The sequence below is a fragment of the Pistricoccus aurantiacus genome, from assembly GCF_007954585.1.
GTDB lineage: Bacteria > Pseudomonadota > Gammaproteobacteria > Pseudomonadales > Halomonadaceae > Pistricoccus > Pistricoccus aurantiacus.
In genome coordinates, this window is record NZ_CP042382.1 from 529,465 (window position 1) to 548,787 (window position 19,323).

Consider the following 19,323-nt stretch of genomic DNA (forward strand, 5'->3'; position numbering starts at 1 on the left):
CTCAACTTTCGTCGTCATCCGCGTCCAGGGCGGTCAACTGGGCACCCAGTTCCTGCTCGACGTCGAAGGCGGAGGGCTGCAGCGCACGATCCGCATCCCCGCGCTTGCGATGGCGCTCCGCGTGGTGGGTCAGGCCGGTTCCTGCCGGGATCAGGCGACCGACCACGACGTTCTCTTTCAAGCCACGCAGATAGTCGCGCTTGCCGGTGACCGCCGCTTCCGTCAGCACTCGAGTCGTCTCCTGGAAGGAGGCGGCGGAGATGAATGATTCGGTGGCCAGGCTCGCCTTGGTGATACCCAGCAATAGGCGCTGGTATTTCGCCGGGAACTTATCCTGCTCCGCCAGCCGGGCGTTTTCTTCCAACACCCGCACCAGTTCGATCTGATCGCCGGGAATGAAGCTGGAATCTCCCGCCTCGGTAATCTCCACCTTGCGCAGCATCTGTCGCACGATCACTTCGATGTGCTTGTCGTTGATGCCCACGCCCTGCAGTCGATAGACCTCCTGCACCTCGGCGGTGATGTACTTGGCCAGCTCCGCCACTCCCAGCAGCCGCAGGATGTCGTGAGGATTGCTCGGCCCATCGGAAATCACTTCGCCCTTCTCGACGGTTTCGCCCTCGAAGACCGCCACCTGACGCCACTTAGGAATCAGCATCTCGAAGGGATCGCCGGATTCCGGCGTGATCGTCAGACGGCGCTTGCCCTTGGTTTCCTTGCCGAAGCTGATCACGCCACTTATTTCAGCGAGGATTGAGGACTCCTTGGGCTTACGCGCCTCGAACAGATCCGCTACCCGCGGCAGACCCCCGGTGATGTCACGGTTAGCGGACGCCTCTACCGGAATCCGCGCCACTACCTCGCCGATACCGATGGTCGCGCCGTTATCCACGGAAACGATCGCCTTGCCAGGCAGCAGATACTGGACCGGCGTGTTGGAGCCGGAGATCGCCACATGCTCACCGGCCTCGTCGGTGAGCATGATCATCGGACGCTTGTCGCGCCCCGTGGCGGGGCGGGCGGCGGACTCGATGACCTCGATGGAAGACAGGCCGGTCATTTCATCCACACTGCGGTGGATGGAAAGCCCTTCGTCCATATCGATGTACTGCACCTTGCCTTCCGCTTCGGCGACGATCGGGTGAGTATGCGGATCCCACTTGGCCACGGTCTGGCTGGCCTCTACCGCGTCACCGTCCTTGACGGACAACTCGGCACCGTAAGGAAGCTTGTAATACTCCCGCTCGCGTCCATGCTCGTCCGCCACTGCCAGGGCGCTGGAGCGGGACACCACCACCAGCTTGCCGTCGGCGCGCTCCACGGACTTGATGTTGTGCAGTCGTACCCTGCCACCATGCTTGACCTGAACGCTATCCATGGCGGAGGCCCGAGATGCTGCCCCACCGATATGGAAGGTCCGCATGGTCAGCTGGGTACCCGGCTCACCGATGGACTGGGCGGCAATGACCCCTACCGCTTCACCGATATTGACCTGATGACCTCGGGCCAGATCGCGACCGTAGCAAGAGGAACAGACGCCGTGAGCGGTCTCGCAGTTGATGGTGCTGCGCACCACGATCTCGTCGATTCCCATGGTATCGAGGCGCGCACACCAGGCCTCGTCCAGCAGGGTACCGCGAGGAATCAGGACTTCATCGTCCGCTGGGCTGATCACGTCCTGGGCCACTACGCGACCCAGCACTCGCTGCGCCAGGGAAACGATGATATCGCCACCCTCGATGACCGGATGCAGGGTCAAGCCTTCCTCGGTACCGCAGTCCGCCTCGGTGATCACCATGTCCTGTGCAACGTCCACCAGTCGTCGGGTCAGATAACCAGAGTTGGCGGTCTTGAGCGCCGTGTCCGCCAGACCTTTACGCGCCCCGTGGGTAGAAATGAAGTACTGAAGCACGTTCAGGCCTTCACGGAAATTGGCGGTAATCGGTGTCTCGATGATCGAGCCGTCCGGCTTGGCCATCAGGCCGCGCATGCCGGCGAGCTGACGAATCTGCGCCGCGCTGCCCCGAGCGCCGGAGTCCGCCATGATGAACACGCTGTTGAAGGAATCCTGCTCGACCTCCTTGCCGTCGCGGTCAATCACGGTTTCCTTGGAAATGCCCGCCATCATCGCCTTGGCCACCTTGTCGTTGGCCTTGGACCAGATATCGATGACCTTGTTGTACTTCTCGCCGGCGGTAACAAGCCCGGAAGAGAACTGATCCTCGATTTCCTTGACCTCATCCTCGGCCGCATCGACGATGCCTTTCTTCTCCTCCGGGATGACGAAATCGTTGACACCGATGGAGGCACCGGACCAGGTCGCCAGACGAAAACCGGTGTACATCAACTGGTCGGCGAAGATGACCGCATCCTTCAGCCCGGTGCGTCGATAGACCTCGTTAATCAGCCCGGAGATCGCCTTCTTCTTCATCGGCTGATCCACCAGGGCAAAGGGCGCACCTTTGGGCAGAATACTGAACAGCAGCGCCCGGCCCACGGTGGTGTCGTGAATCGAGGTCTTCTCGATCAGCTCGCCGCCTTCCTCTTCCGACGTATACTCGGTCAAGCGCACCTTGACCCGAGCATGCAGGGACACGCTCTGGGTGCCGAAGGCGCGCTCCACCTCCTTGAGGTCGGAGAACACCATGCCTTCGCCCTTGGCGTTGATCTTTTCCCGAGTCATGTAGTAAAGCCCCAGCACCACGTCCTGTGAGGGCACGATGATCGGGTCGCCGTTAGCCGGTGACAGCACGTTGTTGGTGGCCATCATCAGCGCCCGGGCCTCGAGCTGGGCTTCCAGGGTCAGCGGCACGTGTACCGCCATCTGGTCGCCGTCGAAGTCTGCGTTGTAGGCGGCGCATACCAGCGGATGAAGCTGGATGGCCTTGCCTTCGATCAGCAGCGGCTCGAAGGCCTGGATGCCCAGACGGTGCAGGGTCGGCGCCCGGTTCAGCAGCACCGGGTGCTCGCGAATCACGTCCGCGAGAATGTCCCAGACCTCCGGCAGTTCCCGTTCGACCATCTTCTTCGCGGCCTTGATGGTGGACGCCTGGCCGCTGGACTGCAGCTTGGAATAGATGAACGGCTTGAACAGCTCCAGCGCCATCTTCTTGGGCAGACCGCACTGATGCAGACGCAGAGTCGGGCCCACGGTAATGACTGAACGACCGGAATAATCGACCCGCTTGCCCAGCAGGTTCTGTCGGAAACGCCCTTGCTTGCCCTTGATCATGTCCGCCAAGGACTTGAGCGGGCGCTTGTTGGAGCCAGTGATCGCTCGCCCACGACGGCCGTTGTCCAGCAGTGCGTCAACGGACTCCTGCAGCATGCGCTTTTCATTGCGCACGATGATATCCGGCGCGTTGAGATCCAGCAGGCGCTTCAGACGATTGTTGCGGTTGATCACCCGGCGATACAGATCGTTGAGATCCGAGGTCGCGAAGCGTCCGCCATCCAGCGGTACCAAGGGGCGCAGATCCGGCGGTAGCACCGGCAGCACCTCCATGACCATCCAGGCCGGTGCGTTGCCGGACTTGTAGAAGGCTTCCAGCAGCTTCAAGCGCTTGGAGAGCTTCTTGATCTTGGTTTCGGAGTTGGTCTGGGGAATCTCTTCTCGCAGACGCTCGATCTCCTCTTCCAGATCCACGTCCTTGAGCAGCGCCTGCACCGCCTCGGCGCCCATGCGGGCATCGAAGTCGTCGCCGAACTCTTCCAGCGCCTCGAAGTACTGCTCGTCGTTGAGCAGCTGTCCACGCTCCAGGGTGGTCATGCCCGGATCGATCACCACGAAGCTCTCGAAATACAGCACCCGCTCGATGTCCCGCAGGGTCATGTCGAGGAACATGCCGATACGCGAGGGCAGCGACTTCAAAAACCAGATGTGCGCCACCGGCGAGGCCAGCTCGATATGCGCCATGCGCTCCCGGCGCACTGCGGCCTTGGTGACTTCGACGCCGCACTTTTCACAGATGATACCGCGGTGTTTCATGCGCTTGTACTTGCCGCACAGGCACTCGTAATCCTTGACCGGGCCAAAGATCTTGGCACAGAACAGACCGTCGCGTTCCGGCTTGAAGGTCCGGTAGTTGATGGTCTCGGGCTTCTTGACCTCGCCGTAGGACCAGGAACGAATCATGTCCGGGGATGCGAGCGTGATCTTGATCGCATCGAACTCTTCGGACTGGGCCTGGGATTTGAGGACTTTCACCAAATCTTTCATGGATCGCTCCGTTGCGGAGTTGTCATAAGCGGAGGCATAAACCCCCGCGGACAGTCATTCTCGACGATTGCCCGACTCGAGCCGCAGCCCAAGCCAGGGTCGATTAGCCTTCTAGCTCGATATCAATGCCCAGCGAACGAATTTCCTTCACCAGCACGTTGAAGGACTCCGGCATGCCCGCCTGCATGGTGTGGTCGCCATCCACGATGCTCTTGTACATCTTGGTGCGCCCTTCCACGTCGTCGGACTTGACCGTGAGCATCTCCTGAAGAGTGTAAGCCGCGCCGTAAGCTTCCAGCGCCCAGACCTCCATCTCGCCGAAGCGCTGACCACCGAACTGTGCCTTGCCGCCCAGCGGCTGCTGGGTCACCAGGGAATAGGAGCCGGTGGAACGGGCGTGCATCTTGTCATCCACCAGGTGGTTGAGCTTGAGCATGTACATGTAGCCAACGGTGACCTGACGATCGAAAGCTTCACCGGTACGTCCGTCGTAAAGCGTCATCTGGCCAGATTCAGGCAGATCGGCAAGCTTGAGCAGATGCTTGATCTCGTGCTCGTCGGCACCATCGAAGACCGGTGATGCCATCGGCACACCGCCCTGCAGGTTACGCGCCAGAGTGACGATCTCGTCGTCAGAGAGCGAATCGAGCGCTTCTTTTCGCGTTCCCTGGGTGTTGTAGATTTCGCCGAGGAATTCGCGGATCTGAACGATCTGCTGTTCGCGAGCCTCCCGCAGCATGCGCTCGATCTTCATGCCCAGACCGCGAGCGGCCATGCCCAGATGGGTCTCGAGAACCTGTCCGACGTTCATGCGCGAGGGTACCCCGAGCGGGTTGAGCACCACATCCACCGGCTCGCCCTGTTCGTCGAAGGGCATGTCCTCAATAGGCATGATCGCCGAGATGACGCCCTTGTTGCCGTGACGACCCGCCATCTTGTCACCGGGCTGGATACGCCGACGTACCGCCATGTAGACCTTGACGATCTTGAGCACACCCGGCGCCAGGTCGTCGCCCTGGGTCAGCTTGCGCTTCTTGTCCTCGAAACGCTCATCCATTTCCTTGCGACGGTTTTCGAGCTGTTCGTCCGCCTGAGCAAGCAGCTCGTTGAGCGCTTCATCCTGCAGGCGCAGCTTGAACCACTGCTGTCGCGGCAGTTCGTCCAGGTAGTCATTGCTGAGCACGTCACCTTTCTTGAGCTTGGGCCCACCGTTGACCGGCTGGCCGCTCAAGGTACGCTTGAGACGCTCGAAAGTGGCGTCTTCCGCGATGCGATAGGTTTCCTGAAGGTCCTTGCGCACCTCGTCGAGCTGGGTCTGCTCGATGGACAACGCTCGGGAATCCTTCTCGACACCATCGCGGGTGAACACCTGCACATCGATGACCGTCCCCTTCATACCGGTGGGTGCGCGCAGAGAAGTGTCTTTCACGTCAGACGCTTTCTCGCCGAAGATCGCTCGCAGCAGCTTCTCCTCAGGGGTCAGCTGAGTCTCGCCCTTGGGGGTGACCTTGCCTACCAGGATGTCGCCGGGGCCGACTTCCGCACCGATATACACCACCCCCGCCTCATCTAGCTTGGACAGAGCGGACTCACCCACATTGGGAATGTCCGCGGTGATCTCTTCCGATCCCAGCTTGGTGTCCCGAGAGACGCAGGTCAGTTCCTGGATGTGAATCGTGGTGAAACGGTCTTCCTCCACCACCCGCTCGGAAAGCAGGATAGAGTCCTCGAAGTTGTAGCCGTTCCAGGGCATGAAGGCGATGCGCATGTTCTGACCCAGCGCCAGATCCCCCATGTCGACGGAGGGCCCGTCCGCCAGAATATCGCCTCGCGCCACCTCGTCACCGGGGCGTACCACGGGGCGCTGGTTCATGCAGGTGTTCTGGTTGGAGCGGGTGTACTTGGTCAGATTGTAGATGTCGACCCCGGCCTCGCCGCCGATGATCTCATCCTCGTTGACCCGTACCACGATCCGCTTGGCATCCACGGAATCGATCAGGCCGCCACGGCGCGCCACCGCACAGACGCCGGAATCCCGGGCCACGAAACGCTCCATGCCGGTGCCCACCAGCGGCTTGTCCGCCCGCAGGGTAGGCACCGCCTGACGCTGCATGTTCGCCCCCATCAGAGCGCGGTTGGCATCGTCGTGCTCCAGGAACGGAATCAAGGCCGCGGCCACGGATACCACCTGGCGCGGTGACACGTCCATCAGGGTGACCTTGTCCGGCCCCGTGAAAGTGGTTTCGCCTCGGTGACGGACCTGCACCAGATCGTCCACCAGGCGGCCATTTTCGTCCACGGTGGCGGAGGCCTGAGCGATGACAAAATCGCCTTCTTCGATGGCCGATAGCTGTACCACTTCATCGGTGACGAGACTGTCCACCACCTTGCGATAGGGCGTCTCGAGGAAACCATAGCTGTTGGTATGACTGTAGGTCGCCAGAGAGTTGATCAGGCCGATGTTCGGCCCTTCCGGCGTCTCGATCGGACACAGGCGACCGTAGTGCGTGGTATGAACATCACGCACTTCGAAGCCTGCACGCTCGCGGGTCAGGCCACCCGGCCCAAGCGCGGAAACCCGACGCTTGTGAGTGACCTCGGACAGCGGATTGTTCTGGTCCATGAACTGGGACAGCTGGCTGGAGCCAAAGAACTCCTTGACCGCCGCCGCCACCGGCTTGGCGTTGATCAGATCCTGAGGCATGAGGCCTTCGCTCTCCGCCATAGAGAGACGTTCCTTGACGGCCCGCTCGACCCGTACCAGGCCGACACGGAACTGATTCTCCGCCATCTCGCCAACACAGCGGATACGACGGTTGCCCAGGTGGTCGATGTCATCGACATCGCCAAAACCGTTACGGATACTGATCAATTCCTTGAGCACGTCAAGGATGTCCTGATTATCCAGCACCCCGGAACCGGTGTCGGATTCACGGCGCAGACGACGGTTGAACTTCATGCGTCCGACGCCGGACAGATCGTAGCGGTCCTCGGAGAAGAACAAGTTGTTGAATAGCGTCTCGGCAGCTTCCTTGGTGGGCGGCTCGCCGGGGCGCATCATGCGATAGATCTCCACCAGCGCCTCTAGGGCGGAGCGGGTGGTGTCGAGCTTCAGGGTATCGGAAATGAAGGGACCACAGTCGAGATCGTTGGTATATAGCGTCTCGAGAGTGGTAATACCCGCCGTGGCCAGTTTCTCCAGCAGTTCCGGCGTGATTTCCGTGTTGCACTCGCAAATCAGTTCACCGGTGTTTGGATCGATCTGATCCTTGGCCAGCGTCTTGCCGTAAAGATAATCCATCGGCACTTCGAGACGCTCGAGGCCGGATTTTTCCATCTGTCGAATATGCTTCTGAGTGATCCTTCGGCCTTCCGCGACGATCTCCGAACCGTCCGCATCCTTGATGTCGAAGGTGGCAGTTTCACCCCGCAGACGCGACGGCACAAGATCTACGGAGAAGCCGGATTTCTCGATATGAAAGACGCTGGTGACGAAGAAGGTATCGAGAATCTCTTCCGCGCTCAGCCCCAAGGCGCGCAGCAGTACCGTGGCCGGCAGCTTGCGGCGGCGATCGATACGCACGAAGACGTTATCCTTGGGATCGAACTCGAAGTCGAGCCAGGAGCCACGGTAAGGAATTACCCGCGCGGAATACAGAAGCTTGCCGGAAGAATGGCTTTTGCCCTTGTCGTGATCGAAGAACACTCCCGGCGAGCGGTGCAACTGGGATACGATGACACGTTCGGTACCATTGATGACAAAGGTGCCGTTCTCGGTCATCAGGGGGATTTCCCCCATATAGACTTCCTGCTCCTTGATATCCTTGATCGCCTTGTTGGAGGACTCACGATCGTAGATGATCAGGCGCACCTTGACGCGCAGGGGCGCGGAATAAGTGACCCCGCGCAGCTGACATTCCTTGACATCGAAGGCCGGCGTGCCGAAACGATAGCTGACATATTCGAGAGCGGCATTGCCGGAGAAGCTTTCGATCGGGAATACGGACTTGAAAGCAGCATTCAGACCGGTGTCAAGCCGCTCGTCCGGCGCACGATCCTGCTGCAGGAAGTCGTAGTAGGAGTCAAGCTGGATGGCCAGCAGGTAAGGCACATCCATCACTTGGGGCAGTTTGCCGAAATCCTTGCGGATGCGTTTTTTCTCAGTGTATGAGTAAGCCATCTGTATTCCCCAGCTTGTTCACCATGGGTGACCGATTCATATCGGCGCTACCTGATGAAAGTGGCTTCATCAGGCACTGACGGCAAGCCTCCCCTATGGGAGCTCGCCGTCGGAATTCAGCTAGCGAGCAACCTGGAAGGCACCGCGCTAGTAACAACAGGAAAAGGCCGGTAGCGGGCATCCCGCCACCAGCCCTGGGAGCTTACGCAGCGCGCGAAGCTCTAAGCACAAGAATTACTTGAGCTCCACGCTCGCGCCGGCGTCTTCCAGTTTCTTCTTGGCCGCTTCGGCGTCATCCTTGGACATGGCTTCCTTGATGGTCGCCGGTGCGCCGTCGACGGCACCCTTGGCTTCCTTGAGGCCAAGACCGGTGATTTCGCGAACCGCCTTGATCACGTTGACTTTCTTTTCGCCAACGCCGGTCAGCACCAGATCAAACTCTGTCTGCTCTTCTTCGACAGCGGCTTCCGCGCCCGGGCCTGCCATGACGGCGGCAGCAGCGGATACGCCAAACTTCTCTTCCATCGCCTCGATCAGTTCGGCGACTTCCATCACGGACATGTCGGCGACGGCGTTGATGATATCTTCTTTGGTCAGTGCCATTTCGAATTCCTAGACTTTGCAGTGCCCCGGCTGGAGCCGGGTACTCGATATTTCAATGGGCGAATGCCATACATTTGGCAAAAGGAGACAGCCTCAAGCTGCCTGTTGTTCCTTTTGATCGCGCAGGGCAGCGAGAGTACGAACCAGCTTGCCGGCGGATGCTTCTTTCATGACCGACATCAGCTTGGCGATCGCCTCATCATAGGTTGGCAGTGTTGCCAAGCGGTCGAGGTCGCTCGCCGGGATCAACTCGCCTTCGTAAGCCAGCGCCTTGACTTCGAAATCCGCCTGACTCTTGGAGAACTCCTTGAACAACCGCGCGGCAGCGCCGGGATGTTCGGTAGAGAACGCCAGGAGAGTCGGACCCACGAAGCTATCGTTCAGGCACTCCCAAGGAGTACCTGCCAGGGCGCGGCGTGCCAGGGTGTTGCGAACAACACGGATCTGCACGCCATTCTCGCGAGCCTGCTTGCGCAAATCTGTCATCGCGCCAACGGCTACGCCACGAGAATCGGCAACCACGACGGAGAGAGCGTCCTTGGCGGCTTCACTGACCTCGGCAACGATTGCCTTCTTGCCTTCGAGAGCTAGTGCCACTGTGTTCACTCCTTCATGCCGAAGCGGCGGATGCCGTTTCGGGGTTACCATCTTCCTCCACCCGCAGGTGAAAGAGCTCGGGTGATGGTGCACACCAGCGCACTGGCGGCCACACCATCTGCGCAGGCTCCCAAAGGGAAATTAAGCCATCTTGCCTCTGGGCAAGATGGCACCTGCGGTCTTTGACGGCGCCCTGCTTCAGATGTCTCGAGCCGAAGTCAGGGACCGCAAAGTAGCGTCGATCACGTCAGAGAAGAATGATCGACGGTCAAGCCTGGCCCCATGGTGGTGGACAGGGTCATCTTCTTGAAATACACACCCTTGGATGTGCTGGGCTTGAGGCGCTTGAGATCGGCAACTAGTGCGTCCAGATTGCCCTTGATGGCGCTCGCATCGAAGTCGACCTTGCCAAGCGTAGTATGAATGATACCGTTCTTGTCAGTACGAAACCGTACCTGACCGGCCTTGGCATTCTTGACCGCGGTCGCCACGTCGGGGGTGACGGTGCCAACCTTGGGGTTGGGCATCAGTCCGCGCGGTCCCAGGATCTGACCTAGCTGGCCGACGACACGCATAGCATCTGGTGAGGCGATGACCACGTCAAAGTCCAGATTGCCTTTTTTAACCTGTTCCGCCAGATCGTCCATGCCGACAATATCCGCACCGGCTTCCCTGGCGGCGTCCGCGTTGGCGCCTTGCGTAAATACGGCGACACGCACGTCCTTGCCGGTACCGTTGGGCATCACGGTAGCACCACGTACCACCTGGTCGGACTTGCGTGGATCGACGCCTAGATTGATCGCAACGTCTAGGGATTCCTTGAAGTTGACAGTAGACAGCTCGCCGAGCAGTGACACAGCCTCATCAAGAGAATAAACCTTGGTGGAGTCCACCTTTTCCTTGATTCGCTGAGCGCGCTTGGTCAGTTTAGCCATGATCAAAGACCCTCCACGTTGAGGCCCATGCTCCGGGCGCTACCAGCGATAGTACGAACTGCCGCGTCCAGATCGGAAGCCGTCAGATCCGGCTCTTTGGTCTTGGCGATTTCTTCCAACTGCTCGCGGGTCACGCTACCCACCTTCTTCTTGTTCGGCTCACCGGAACCGGACTTGATGCCGGCGGCCTTCTTCAACAGCACCGCAGCGGGCGGGGTTTTGGTGATGAAAGTAAAGCTGCGATCGGAGTAGACAGTAATGACGACCGGGGTCGGCAGACCGGGTTCGATCTCCTGAGTTGCCGCGTTGAACGCCTTGCAGAACTCCATGATATTGACACCATGCTGACCCAACGCAGGCCCCACGGGCGGGCTAGGATTCGCCTTGCCCGCTGCAACTTGCAGCTTGATATAAGCCTGTACTTTCTTGGCCATAATATTTCTCCAGATGGGTATAGCGCCTTACGGCTTCCCTGATGGGGATCCGCTTCGATCCCCGATAACGCCAGGCCGTGTTACTCTTTCTCGACCTGAGCAAATTCAAGTTCGACAGGCGTTGCACGTCCGAAAATCAGCACGCTGACCTGTAGACGACTCTTATCGTAATTGACCTCTTCCACCACGCCGTTGAAATCGGCGAAAGGACCGTCGGTGACACGTACCGATTGGCCGGGCTCGAAGACAGTCTTGGGACGAGGCTTGTCTGTACCATCCTGCACTCGACGTAGAATGGCATCAGCTTCCTTTTGTGTAATGGGTGCCGGCTTTTCCTTAGTGCCACCAATGAACCCCATGACACGAGGGGTTTCGTTGACCAAGTGCCAGCTTGCATCATCCATTTCCATCTCGACCAATACGTAGCCGGGATAAAACTTGCGCTCGCTTTTCCGACGCTTGCCGTCACGCATCTCGACGACTTCTTCCGTTGGCACCAGGATTTCGCCAAAGGAATCTTCCATGCCATGCATCTTTACTCGCTCGATGAGTGAGCGCATGACTTGTTTCTCAAAGCCGGAGTAGGCATGCACGACATACCAACGCTTGGACATGAAATCTCCTAACCGATGAGGCCGGACATCGCCCAGCCAAGAAAAGTATCGATTAACCAAAGCATCAAGCCCACCACCAGCACGGCCACCAGCACGATAGCGGTGGTCTGAATGGTTTCCTGGCGAGTCGGCCAGATGACGCGCTGAATTTCCTTGCGCGCACTGCGGGCTAGTTCAAGGAGATTTCGCCCTTTGGTCGTTGTCAGGGCAAGCGCTGCAGCCATCAAAGATACGGCTACTACACCTAGCACACGATAAAGCAGGGCTTGATCAGCAAAATAGGAATTGCCGACAACGGCCACGACTACTAGAGTAAAGACGATCGCCCACTTGAGCCCGTCGTGGCGCGATTCCTGCACCTCGGCGTTATGTTTCATGAAAACGAGACTCCTCAAGGCGCAGCCGTCTAAGCATGTTGCGGATGGAATAGCCAGCCTGGGGGATGACTGGCAGGCCAGGAGGGAATCGAACCCCCAACCTGCGGTTTTGGAGACCGCTGCTCTGCCAATTGAGCTACTGGCCTGTATTGCAACGCTGATGAACATGGATCTGCATGCTATTTGCAAACAGCGGGCGCAATCATAGCGAAGACATACACTATCTGCAACCCCGCAGCATGATCATCGAGACAAGAAAGCGAGCGCAGGGCTCGCTTTTTCGATCTGGAGCTCATGGACGGATTTGAACCGTCGACCTCACCCTTACCAAGGGTGTGCTCTACCCCTGAGCTACATGAGCAATCTAACATAGGCATTCAAACGTGCAATCTACTGCCTAATTCCGCTTCTTGGCATCTTGGAGCGGGTAGCGGGAATCGAACCCGCATCATCAGCTTGGAAGGCTGAGGTTCTACCTTTGAACTATACCCGCCTGTCCATGCTCGGACTGCAAACTGAAACAAAGCTGGTGGAGGGGGAAGGATTCGAACCTTCGAAGCTTTCGCGGCAGATTTACAGTCTGCTCCCTTTGGCCACTCGGGAACCCCTCCGAGACGCGGCAGGATTATACCGCCTTTCGCAAGCCAGTCAAATACTTATCTGTTTTTATACGTCGATCTTTATAAAGCCAGAACAACGTGACGCTGCGAACGCGCAGCATACTGTCAAATAGACAGTGAAAATGCAAGCCCAGCACGGATTTTTTTCAGAGGCAGGGTTGGTGGTAATACAGGAGCGCCGGAAAGCTTTCCTGCTCGCTCCGCGGCCGTCTGGGGAAAACAAGCTTCAAGCCCTGCATAGACCATATCTGGCCAAAGCGCATGAGGGAGCTTTACGCCACGCGAGACGACACGAGCATCGCCTCCGGTCAGTATTAATGGCAATGTCACCCGTTCTCGATCGCAGACCTCACTAAACGTTCGATTGATGGCGCTTATCGCAGCCATATAGATACCGTGGTTAACCGCCTCCACAGTATTGCACCCGGGAGCCAGCAACTCGTCTGCCTCGCTATCGGGATCTATGGCCACATTGCGTGTACCAAGCTTAAGGCTTTCTTTCATTAAGCGCAGACCGGGCAGTATGTAACCCCCTAGATGGCGGCCCCCAGGCAAAACGAAATCAATCGTGATCGCACTACCGCAATCTACGCTGCAGCAACCCCCTGCCAGTTGATAACTCGCCAGCACGCCTAGCCACCGATCCACCCCCAGCCGTCCAGGCTCATCGTAGCCGTTTATCACACCCAGCATCTCTCGAGTCGATCTTGCCACATGCACGTCACCCACTTCGCGCTTGAGCAAGCGGACGGTGTCATTCAGCACTGCCTGACGTGCCACACTCGAAATACGTACCACTTTGACTATGTCGAGGTCGGGAATGTCAGCACCGGGACGCCATTCTTCTCGCGTCCATACGGCTCCTCGTGAACGAATCTCACTGCTGTTGGGATCCTTGAGACGCCACTTGGACAGCGTATTACCAATATCAAGATCTAGAATCATGGGTAACCACGCACGCTGATCTCTCCACCTCTAAGACGGTGAATCTTACCCTCGCGCCATACCTCGAGGTTTCCTGCTTTGTCGACGCCTCCGGCTCTAGCGATATAACGCTCTTTTCCCTGAAAGACTACAATTTCACATCCTGCATAAACGTTGCGCGTGTTCCAGGCTTCTTGCCACGGCTCAAACCCTCTAACTTCGAAACTTTTCAGCAGGCCAAGAAGTTTTTCCAATAGATCGGCGGCCAGTCGATTGCGCGAAACCAGGGGAGCCTGATCGTGCAATGCTGCTACTGGCTGATCGAGCTGCTGCCTGACAGAAGAAGGCAAACTGACGTTAAGACCGAGTCCAATCACGACACTGCATGGCCCCGCTAAATTCCCACGAATTTCCAGCAAAATACCACCGAGCTTAGCGCAACTCATCTGATTACACAGCAGAATATCATTCGGCCACTTTAGTACAACTTGTACGCCTTGATGTTCGAGCACTTCGGCTACCCCCACCCCAATGGCCAAGCTCAGCCCTTCCAAGGTGTTGGCAGGCCCTTCAAACTTCCAGCCCAGCGACAGCAAAAGACCTTGTCCCCACGGACATAGCCAGGCCCTTCCACGTCTACCCTGCCCAGCTGTTTGTTGCTCTGCCAGACAAGCCTCTGCATGACCGGCGTCTTGGGCAAACCGTTCATGCAAGTAGCGATTGGTGGAAGGCAAGGTTTCCTCGACGAAAAGCCGCTCAAGCTGACAGCGAGCATTACACGACAACCCCGACAAAATGTCGGGGCCGTGCAGCAACTCCAATGGTTTTTTCAGGCGATAGCCTGATCCTTGTACCGTTTCTAATGGGACGCCCAGTGCTTCCAGCTTTTGTAGCTGCCTCCATACTGCAGCTGGCGACATATTCAAGCGCTTGCCCAAATGTTCGTCAGAATGAAAGCCGCCGTCGCTCAGTAAGCGGATTAGATTGCCAAAAGCCATGCGGTACCGTCCCGCAAAAAACTTTATTCTAGCGGATAGCGCCATAGGGCGAAACGTGAAGAGTCGCTAGAACAAATTAACAAGCTCATGATGCCGACCCCTGCTTGAGAAAAATCTAAAGTAATCGGTCGGGCATCACCCTTCGCGCGTGATCAGTCGCCCAGATGTCAACGCCGACTGAAAAGTGACCCCCTTTGGCTCTGAATCGCCGACGTAATATTGACCCTTGGGCCCGTCGGTTATTCGGCTACCGTTGCCGGCGGGGTGGTGCCGGCTCTGCGCTTGTCCTTGAGTCGGTAGCTCTCGCCGGTGATCTGCACGATGCAGGCGTGGTGCAAGAGCCTATCCAGCATCGCGGCCGTTAACGTCTGATCGTCAGCAAAGGTCCCGGCCCACTGCGTGAAGGGCAGGTTGCTGGTCAGAATCAGGCTGCCGCGCTCGTAGCGCTTGGCAACGACGTTGAAGAACAGGTTCGCCTCGTCGTGTCCGAACGGCAGGTAGCCGATTTCATCGATCACCAACAGGCGCGCCCCGACACCACGCGGTTGAAGTACTCCCTGAGCCGCTCCTGGCGGTGAGCCGCCGTGAACTGCAGCATCAGGTCAGCAGCGCTTGCAAAGCGACAATCAAGATGAGAGTCACGCGACAATCAAGATGAGAAAGCCGAGACCTTCGGTCGTCGACGTCGGGAGGGCGTAGCCCGAACGACCTCGACGACTCAAAGGACGGCGGGATCCCCTCAGGGAGCCCGCCGGGTGATCGCGGCCAACCCGGCATAGAGTGGTCTTCTCGCCAAAGAGGATCACCCCGTGCCGGGACGACACATCACCGATCACCAAGTGAGGCTTTACATGACTTTTCGACGTAGTGATAGTCCCACCGCCGCCGCTGCCCACCGCCTCGAGGACGACCCGCGGTTGCCGTCGCAAACGGCGACACCACGCACCCGGCGTCGACCGGATCCGCTGGCCGGTCTCTTCGACGAGGAGGTGGTTCCCCTGCTGGAAGCGGCGCCAGGGCTGCGGTCGGTCGCCGTGTTCGAGGAGTTGCGCTGCCGCTATCCCGAGCTCGAACACGGCATCCGCCGGACCCTGGAGCGCCGGGTGCGCGCCTGGCGGGCAGTGCACGGGCCGGAGCAGGAGGTCATCTTCCGCCAGACCCACGAACCGGGACGCCTGGGCCTGTCCGACTTCACCGACATGGCCGACCTGCAGGTCACGGTGGCCGGGGTGTCCTTGGACCATCGGCTGTACCACTTCCGGATGGCGTACGGCGGCTTCCAGCATGCCCATGTGGTGGTGGGCGGCGAGAGCTTCGTCGCCCTGGCGGAGGGCCTGCAGAACGCCTTGTGGGCCCTCGGCGGCGCCCCGCGCGAGCACCGCACCGATAGCCTGTCGGCGGCCTTCCGCAACCTCGGGCAGGCGGCACAGGATGACCTCACCCAGCGCTACGAGGCGCTGTGCTGGGATTACGGCATGGTGCCGACCCGCAACACCACCGGCGTGGCCCATGAGAACGGCAGCATCGAGAGTGCCCATGGCCACCTCAAGCGCGCCATCCACGATGCCTTGCTGCTGCGCGGTTCACGCCACTTCGATGACCTGACCGCCTACCGCGCCTTCATCGATGAACTGATCAGTCGGCGCAACGCCCGCCATCAGCCCCGTATCGACGCCGAACGGGCGACGCTGCAGCCGCTGCCCCGGCAACGTAGCCAGGACTACGAGGAGATTCGGGTACGGGTGACCTCCTCCGGCGGCTTCACGCTGCGCAAGGTGTTCTACTCGGTACCGTCCCGGCTGATTGGCCATCAGCTGCGGGTGCGCCTGCATGACGATCGCCTGGACGTGTTCGTCGGTGGCAGCGCGCTGATGACCCTGCCCCGCGGGCGCGCCCAGCGTGGTGGCCGGCATGGCCATGTGGTCAACTACCACCACGTCATTCATGCCCTGCGGCGCAAGCCGATGGCGTTGTTGAACCTGGTCTACCGCGACCAGCTGTTCCCGCGGGAGGCCTATCGGCGCACCTTCGATGCCTTGCTCGCCGGCGGGGAGGCCCGTCCGGCCTGCCGCTGCATGGTCGGCCTGCTGGCCTTGGCTCACGAGCGGAGCTGTGAAGCGGCACTCGCGCAGCACCTGGAGGCGTTGCTCGAGGCCGGCGAGTTGCCGCACCTCGACGCCCTGCGAGAGCGTTTCGGTCCTTCTCCGAGCGAGCTGCCCCGCGTCGAGGTGCGACTGGCGCCGCTGGGGATCTATGATGCGCTGATGGACCGCCCGGCGATGGGAGGTGTGGCATGAGCACTTCCTCGACGACCGACGCCGCACGGCTCACTCTGATGCTCACCGACCTGCGCCTGCCCACCATCAAGGCCGTGTGGTCGCGCTTCGCCGACCAGGCCGATCAGGAGGGCTGGCCGGCGGCGAGGCTGCTGGCCACGCTCGCCGAACACGAACTCGCCGAGCGAGCTCGGCGCCGGCTCGAGCGCCACTTGATCGATGCCCGGTTGCCGCCGGGCAAGACCCTCGACAACTTCGACTTCACCGCGGTGCCGATGGTCTCCCAGGCCCAGGTGAGGGCCTTGACCAGCGGCGATCGCTGGCTCGACGAGGGCGCCAACCTGATCCTGTTCGGCCCTCCCGGCGGGGGCAAGAGCCATCTGGCAGCGGCCATCGGCCTGGCCCTGGTGGAGGCGGGTTATCGAGTGCTCTACACCCGCACCACCGACCTGGTGCAGCGGCTCCAGGTGGCCCGTCGGGAGCTCACCCTCGAGGCTGCCATCGCCAAGCTCGACAAGTATCACCTGCTCATCCTCGATGATCTCGCCTACGTCACCAAGGACCAGGCCGAGACCAGCGTCTTGTTCGAGCTGATCAGCGCCCGCTACGAGCAACGCTCGCTGCTGATCACCGCCAACCAGCCGTTCGGCGAGTGGGGCAAGATCTTCCCGGATCCTGCCATGACGTTGGCCGCCGTCGATCGCCTGGTCCACCACGCCACCCTCTTCGAGCTCAACGTCGACAGCTATCGACGCCGTACCGCGATGGAGAACAAGCGCTCGCAAGGGCGGCCGGCAACGCGCGCGACACTCAAGACGAGTCACTCTGTGTCGCCCAGCGACAATGGCTCGACGGACCTGCCTGGCTCACCTGGTGAGGCAGGGTAACAGCGAAGGGGGCCACGACACTCCGGTTCTCATCCTGATTGTCGCTGGCTTCTCAGTAAGCGTCCGCTGATCACCGCTTGCCAGCGATCAGTTGCTGTGTTGCCAGTTGTGGGGCAGGAGTTCATGGACCTGGCTGGCCTTCTGCGTCGGCAGCCGTTCCAGCACGTCTTTCAGGTAGGCATGCGGCTCATGGCCGTTCAGCTTGGCGCACTGAATCAGGCTCATGATGGTGGCGGCGCGCTGGCCACTGCGCAGTGACCCGGCGAACAGCCAGTTGCTGCGGCCCAGCGCCCAGGGGCGAATGAGGTTCTCCACTCGATTGTTGTCGATCGGCAACCCCCCGTCATCCAGGTAGCGTGTCAGCGCCGCCCAGCGTTTCAGGCTATAGTCCAGTGCCTTGGCGGTGGCCAAGCCATTCGGGACTTTTTCACGGTGAGCCAGCATCCAGCGGTGTAGCGCATCGGCGATGGGCCTCGCCCTGGTGTCGCGTAGCCGCTGGCGTGCTTCCGCCGTCAGTGACTGGGCTTCGCGTTCTACCTGGTAGAGCTCGCCGATGGTGTCGACGGCCTGCTCGGCGATCTGGCTCTTGCCAGTCACGTGCAGGTCGACGAACTTGCGTCGGGCGTGGGCCATGCAGCCGATCTCGGTGACGCCGTTGGCGAAGTGCTGCTTATAGCCGCTGTAGTCGTCGCAGATCAGCTTACCCTGCCAGTCGCCGAGGAAGTCGCGAGCATGCTGACCGCCACGGCCGTCGGTGAAGTCGTAGATCACCGCCTTCAGTCCGGCGTAGGGCGTGGTGGCATAGGCCCAGAGATAGGCTCGGTGGGTCTTCTTCTTGCCGGGTACCAGCATCGGCACCGGCGTTTCATCGGCATGCAGCACCGGCTCGGCGAGCAGCAGGTCACGCAGCGCATCGACCAGCGGCTGAAGTCGGACGCCACAAATACCGACCCACTCGGCCAGCGTCGAACGCGGGATCGCCACGCCGGCACGGGCGAAGATCTGTGCCTGCCGATACAGCGGCAGATGATCGGCGTATTTGGCGATCAACACCTGGGCCAGCAGGCCGGCGGTGGGGATGCCTTTGTCGATCACCTGCGCCGGCATCGGCGCCTGGGTCAGCGTCTCGCACCCGTCGCAGACCCACTTGCCGCGGATATGGCGCTCGACGGTGAACACGCCCGGCGTGTAGTCCAGCTTTTCGCTGATCTCGTCGCCGATCCGGCGCAGCTGGCAACCGCACGCGCAGTGCTCGCTCTGGGGGTCATGGCGGATCTCGGTGCGTGGCAACTCGGGAGGCAACGGGGTGCGTTTAGGCGTTTGCTTGGCTGACGGTGTTGTAGCGGGGAGAGCCAGCTCTTTCAGCTCGGCCTCGATGGCGGCGATATCGGCCTCCACCCCCTCGTCCAGCAGGCTGATCTGCAAGGCGTTGAGCTGCTCGCTGCGCCGGCCGAACGTGTGGCGCTTGAGCAGCACCAGTTCGTAGGTGAGCTTCTGGTTGACCTGCTCGGTGTAACGCAGCGTCTTCTGGCTCTGCGCCAGTGCCTGCCCTCGCTCCTGCAGCGCCATATCCTGCTGTTTGACCTGCACCATCAGCGTCGCCGCCAGGTGGCGGAGCTGATCGGGGGTGAGCTGGGACAGATCGGGCGGCGTGGTCAT

13 protein-coding genes, 4 tRNA genes and 1 pseudogene are annotated in these 19,323 nt (G+C 60.1%); 2 read left to right on the top strand and 16 right to left on the bottom strand.

Annotated elements, in window-relative coordinates; all coding sequences use genetic code 11:
- Position 1: 1 nt before the first annotated feature.
- The 15 genes and pseudogenes from rpoC to FGL86_RS02580 form a co-directional block, all read right to left on the bottom strand.
- Positions 2-4,219 carry a DNA-directed RNA polymerase subunit beta' gene (gene rpoC, locus FGL86_RS02510; RefSeq protein ID WP_147183127.1) on the bottom strand — a complete coding sequence of 1,406 codons (4,218 nt, stop codon included), beginning with the start codon at positions 4,217-4,219 and terminating at the stop codon, positions 2-4.
- A 103-nt stretch (positions 4,220-4,322) separates the two neighbouring features.
- A complete protein-coding gene (rpoB, locus tag FGL86_RS02515; protein WP_147183128.1) occupies positions 4,323-8,399 on the bottom strand; it encodes a DNA-directed RNA polymerase subunit beta in 4,077 nt (1,358 codons plus the stop codon).
- A gap of 234 nt (positions 8,400-8,633) precedes the next feature.
- Positions 8,634-9,002 (bottom strand): 50S ribosomal protein L7/L12, encoded by a 369-nt coding sequence (rplL, locus tag FGL86_RS02520; RefSeq protein ID WP_147183129.1) that lies wholly within the window; start codon positions 9,000-9,002, stop codon positions 8,634-8,636.
- Between the two features lie 93 nt (positions 9,003-9,095).
- Complete coding sequence (gene rplJ, locus FGL86_RS02525) at positions 9,096-9,599, bottom strand: 50S ribosomal protein L10 (protein ID WP_147183130.1); 504 nt, start codon at positions 9,597-9,599, stop codon at positions 9,096-9,098.
- A 242-nt stretch (positions 9,600-9,841) separates the two neighbouring features.
- Positions 9,842-10,534 (bottom strand): 50S ribosomal protein L1, encoded by a 693-nt coding sequence (rplA, locus tag FGL86_RS02530; RefSeq protein WP_147183131.1) that lies wholly within the window; start codon positions 10,532-10,534, stop codon positions 9,842-9,844.
- A 2-nt stretch (positions 10,535-10,536) separates the two neighbouring features.
- Positions 10,537-10,968, bottom strand: a complete 432-nt coding sequence (rplK, locus tag FGL86_RS02535) for a 50S ribosomal protein L11 (RefSeq protein WP_147183132.1) — start codon at positions 10,966-10,968, stop codon at positions 10,537-10,539.
- Between the two features lie 80 nt (positions 10,969-11,048).
- On the bottom strand, positions 11,049-11,582 hold the full coding sequence (gene nusG / locus FGL86_RS02540; RefSeq protein WP_147183133.1) for a transcription termination/antitermination protein NusG: 534 nt from the start codon (positions 11,580-11,582) through the stop codon (positions 11,049-11,051).
- An 8-nt stretch (positions 11,583-11,590) separates the two neighbouring features.
- Complete coding sequence (gene secE, locus FGL86_RS02545) at positions 11,591-11,959, bottom strand: preprotein translocase subunit SecE (protein ID WP_147183134.1); 369 nt, start codon at positions 11,957-11,959, stop codon at positions 11,591-11,593.
- 70 nt (positions 11,960-12,029) lie between these two features.
- Positions 12,030-12,105, bottom strand: a tRNA-Trp gene (locus FGL86_RS02550).
- 140 nt (positions 12,106-12,245) lie between these two features.
- A tRNA-Thr gene (locus FGL86_RS02555) sits at positions 12,246-12,320 on the bottom strand.
- Between the two features lie 58 nt (positions 12,321-12,378).
- Positions 12,379-12,452: transfer RNA gene (locus FGL86_RS02560), tRNA-Gly, on the bottom strand.
- Between the two features lie 34 nt (positions 12,453-12,486).
- Positions 12,487-12,570: transfer RNA gene (locus FGL86_RS02565), tRNA-Tyr, on the bottom strand.
- 114 nt (positions 12,571-12,684) lie between these two features.
- Entirely contained in the window at positions 12,685-13,524 is an 840-nt protein-coding gene (locus FGL86_RS02570; protein ID WP_147183135.1) for a type III pantothenate kinase, read from the bottom strand.
- A complete protein-coding gene (locus tag FGL86_RS02575) occupies positions 13,521-14,501 on the bottom strand; it encodes a biotin--[acetyl-CoA-carboxylase] ligase (RefSeq protein ID WP_147183136.1) in 981 nt (326 codons plus the stop codon). The genes FGL86_RS02570 and FGL86_RS02575 overlap by 4 nt, the downstream gene beginning before the upstream one ends.
- Before the next feature lie 239 nt (positions 14,502-14,740).
- Positions 14,741-15,123, bottom strand: a pseudogene (locus FGL86_RS02580) (ATP-binding protein); the annotation flags it as partial.
- A 187-nt stretch (positions 15,124-15,310) separates the two neighbouring features.
- Here FGL86_RS02580 and istA point away from each other — a divergent pair.
- Positions 15,311-16,798, top strand: a complete 1,488-nt coding sequence (gene istA, locus FGL86_RS02585; RefSeq protein WP_147183137.1) for an IS21 family transposase — start codon at positions 15,311-15,313, stop codon at positions 16,796-16,798.
- The gene (istB, locus tag FGL86_RS02590) at positions 16,795-17,664 is read left to right on the top strand and encodes an IS21-like element helper ATPase IstB (protein WP_147183138.1); all 870 of its coding nucleotides are present in this window, start codon (positions 16,795-16,797) and stop codon (positions 17,662-17,664) included. The genes istA and istB overlap by 4 nt, the downstream gene beginning before the upstream one ends.
- An 87-nt stretch (positions 17,665-17,751) precedes the next feature.
- Here the strand turns inward: istB and tnpC are convergent, their stop codons facing one another.
- Positions 17,752-19,323, bottom strand: coding sequence for an IS66 family transposase (tnpC, locus tag FGL86_RS02595; protein WP_147183139.1), 1,572 nt, complete (start codon positions 19,321-19,323; stop codon positions 17,752-17,754).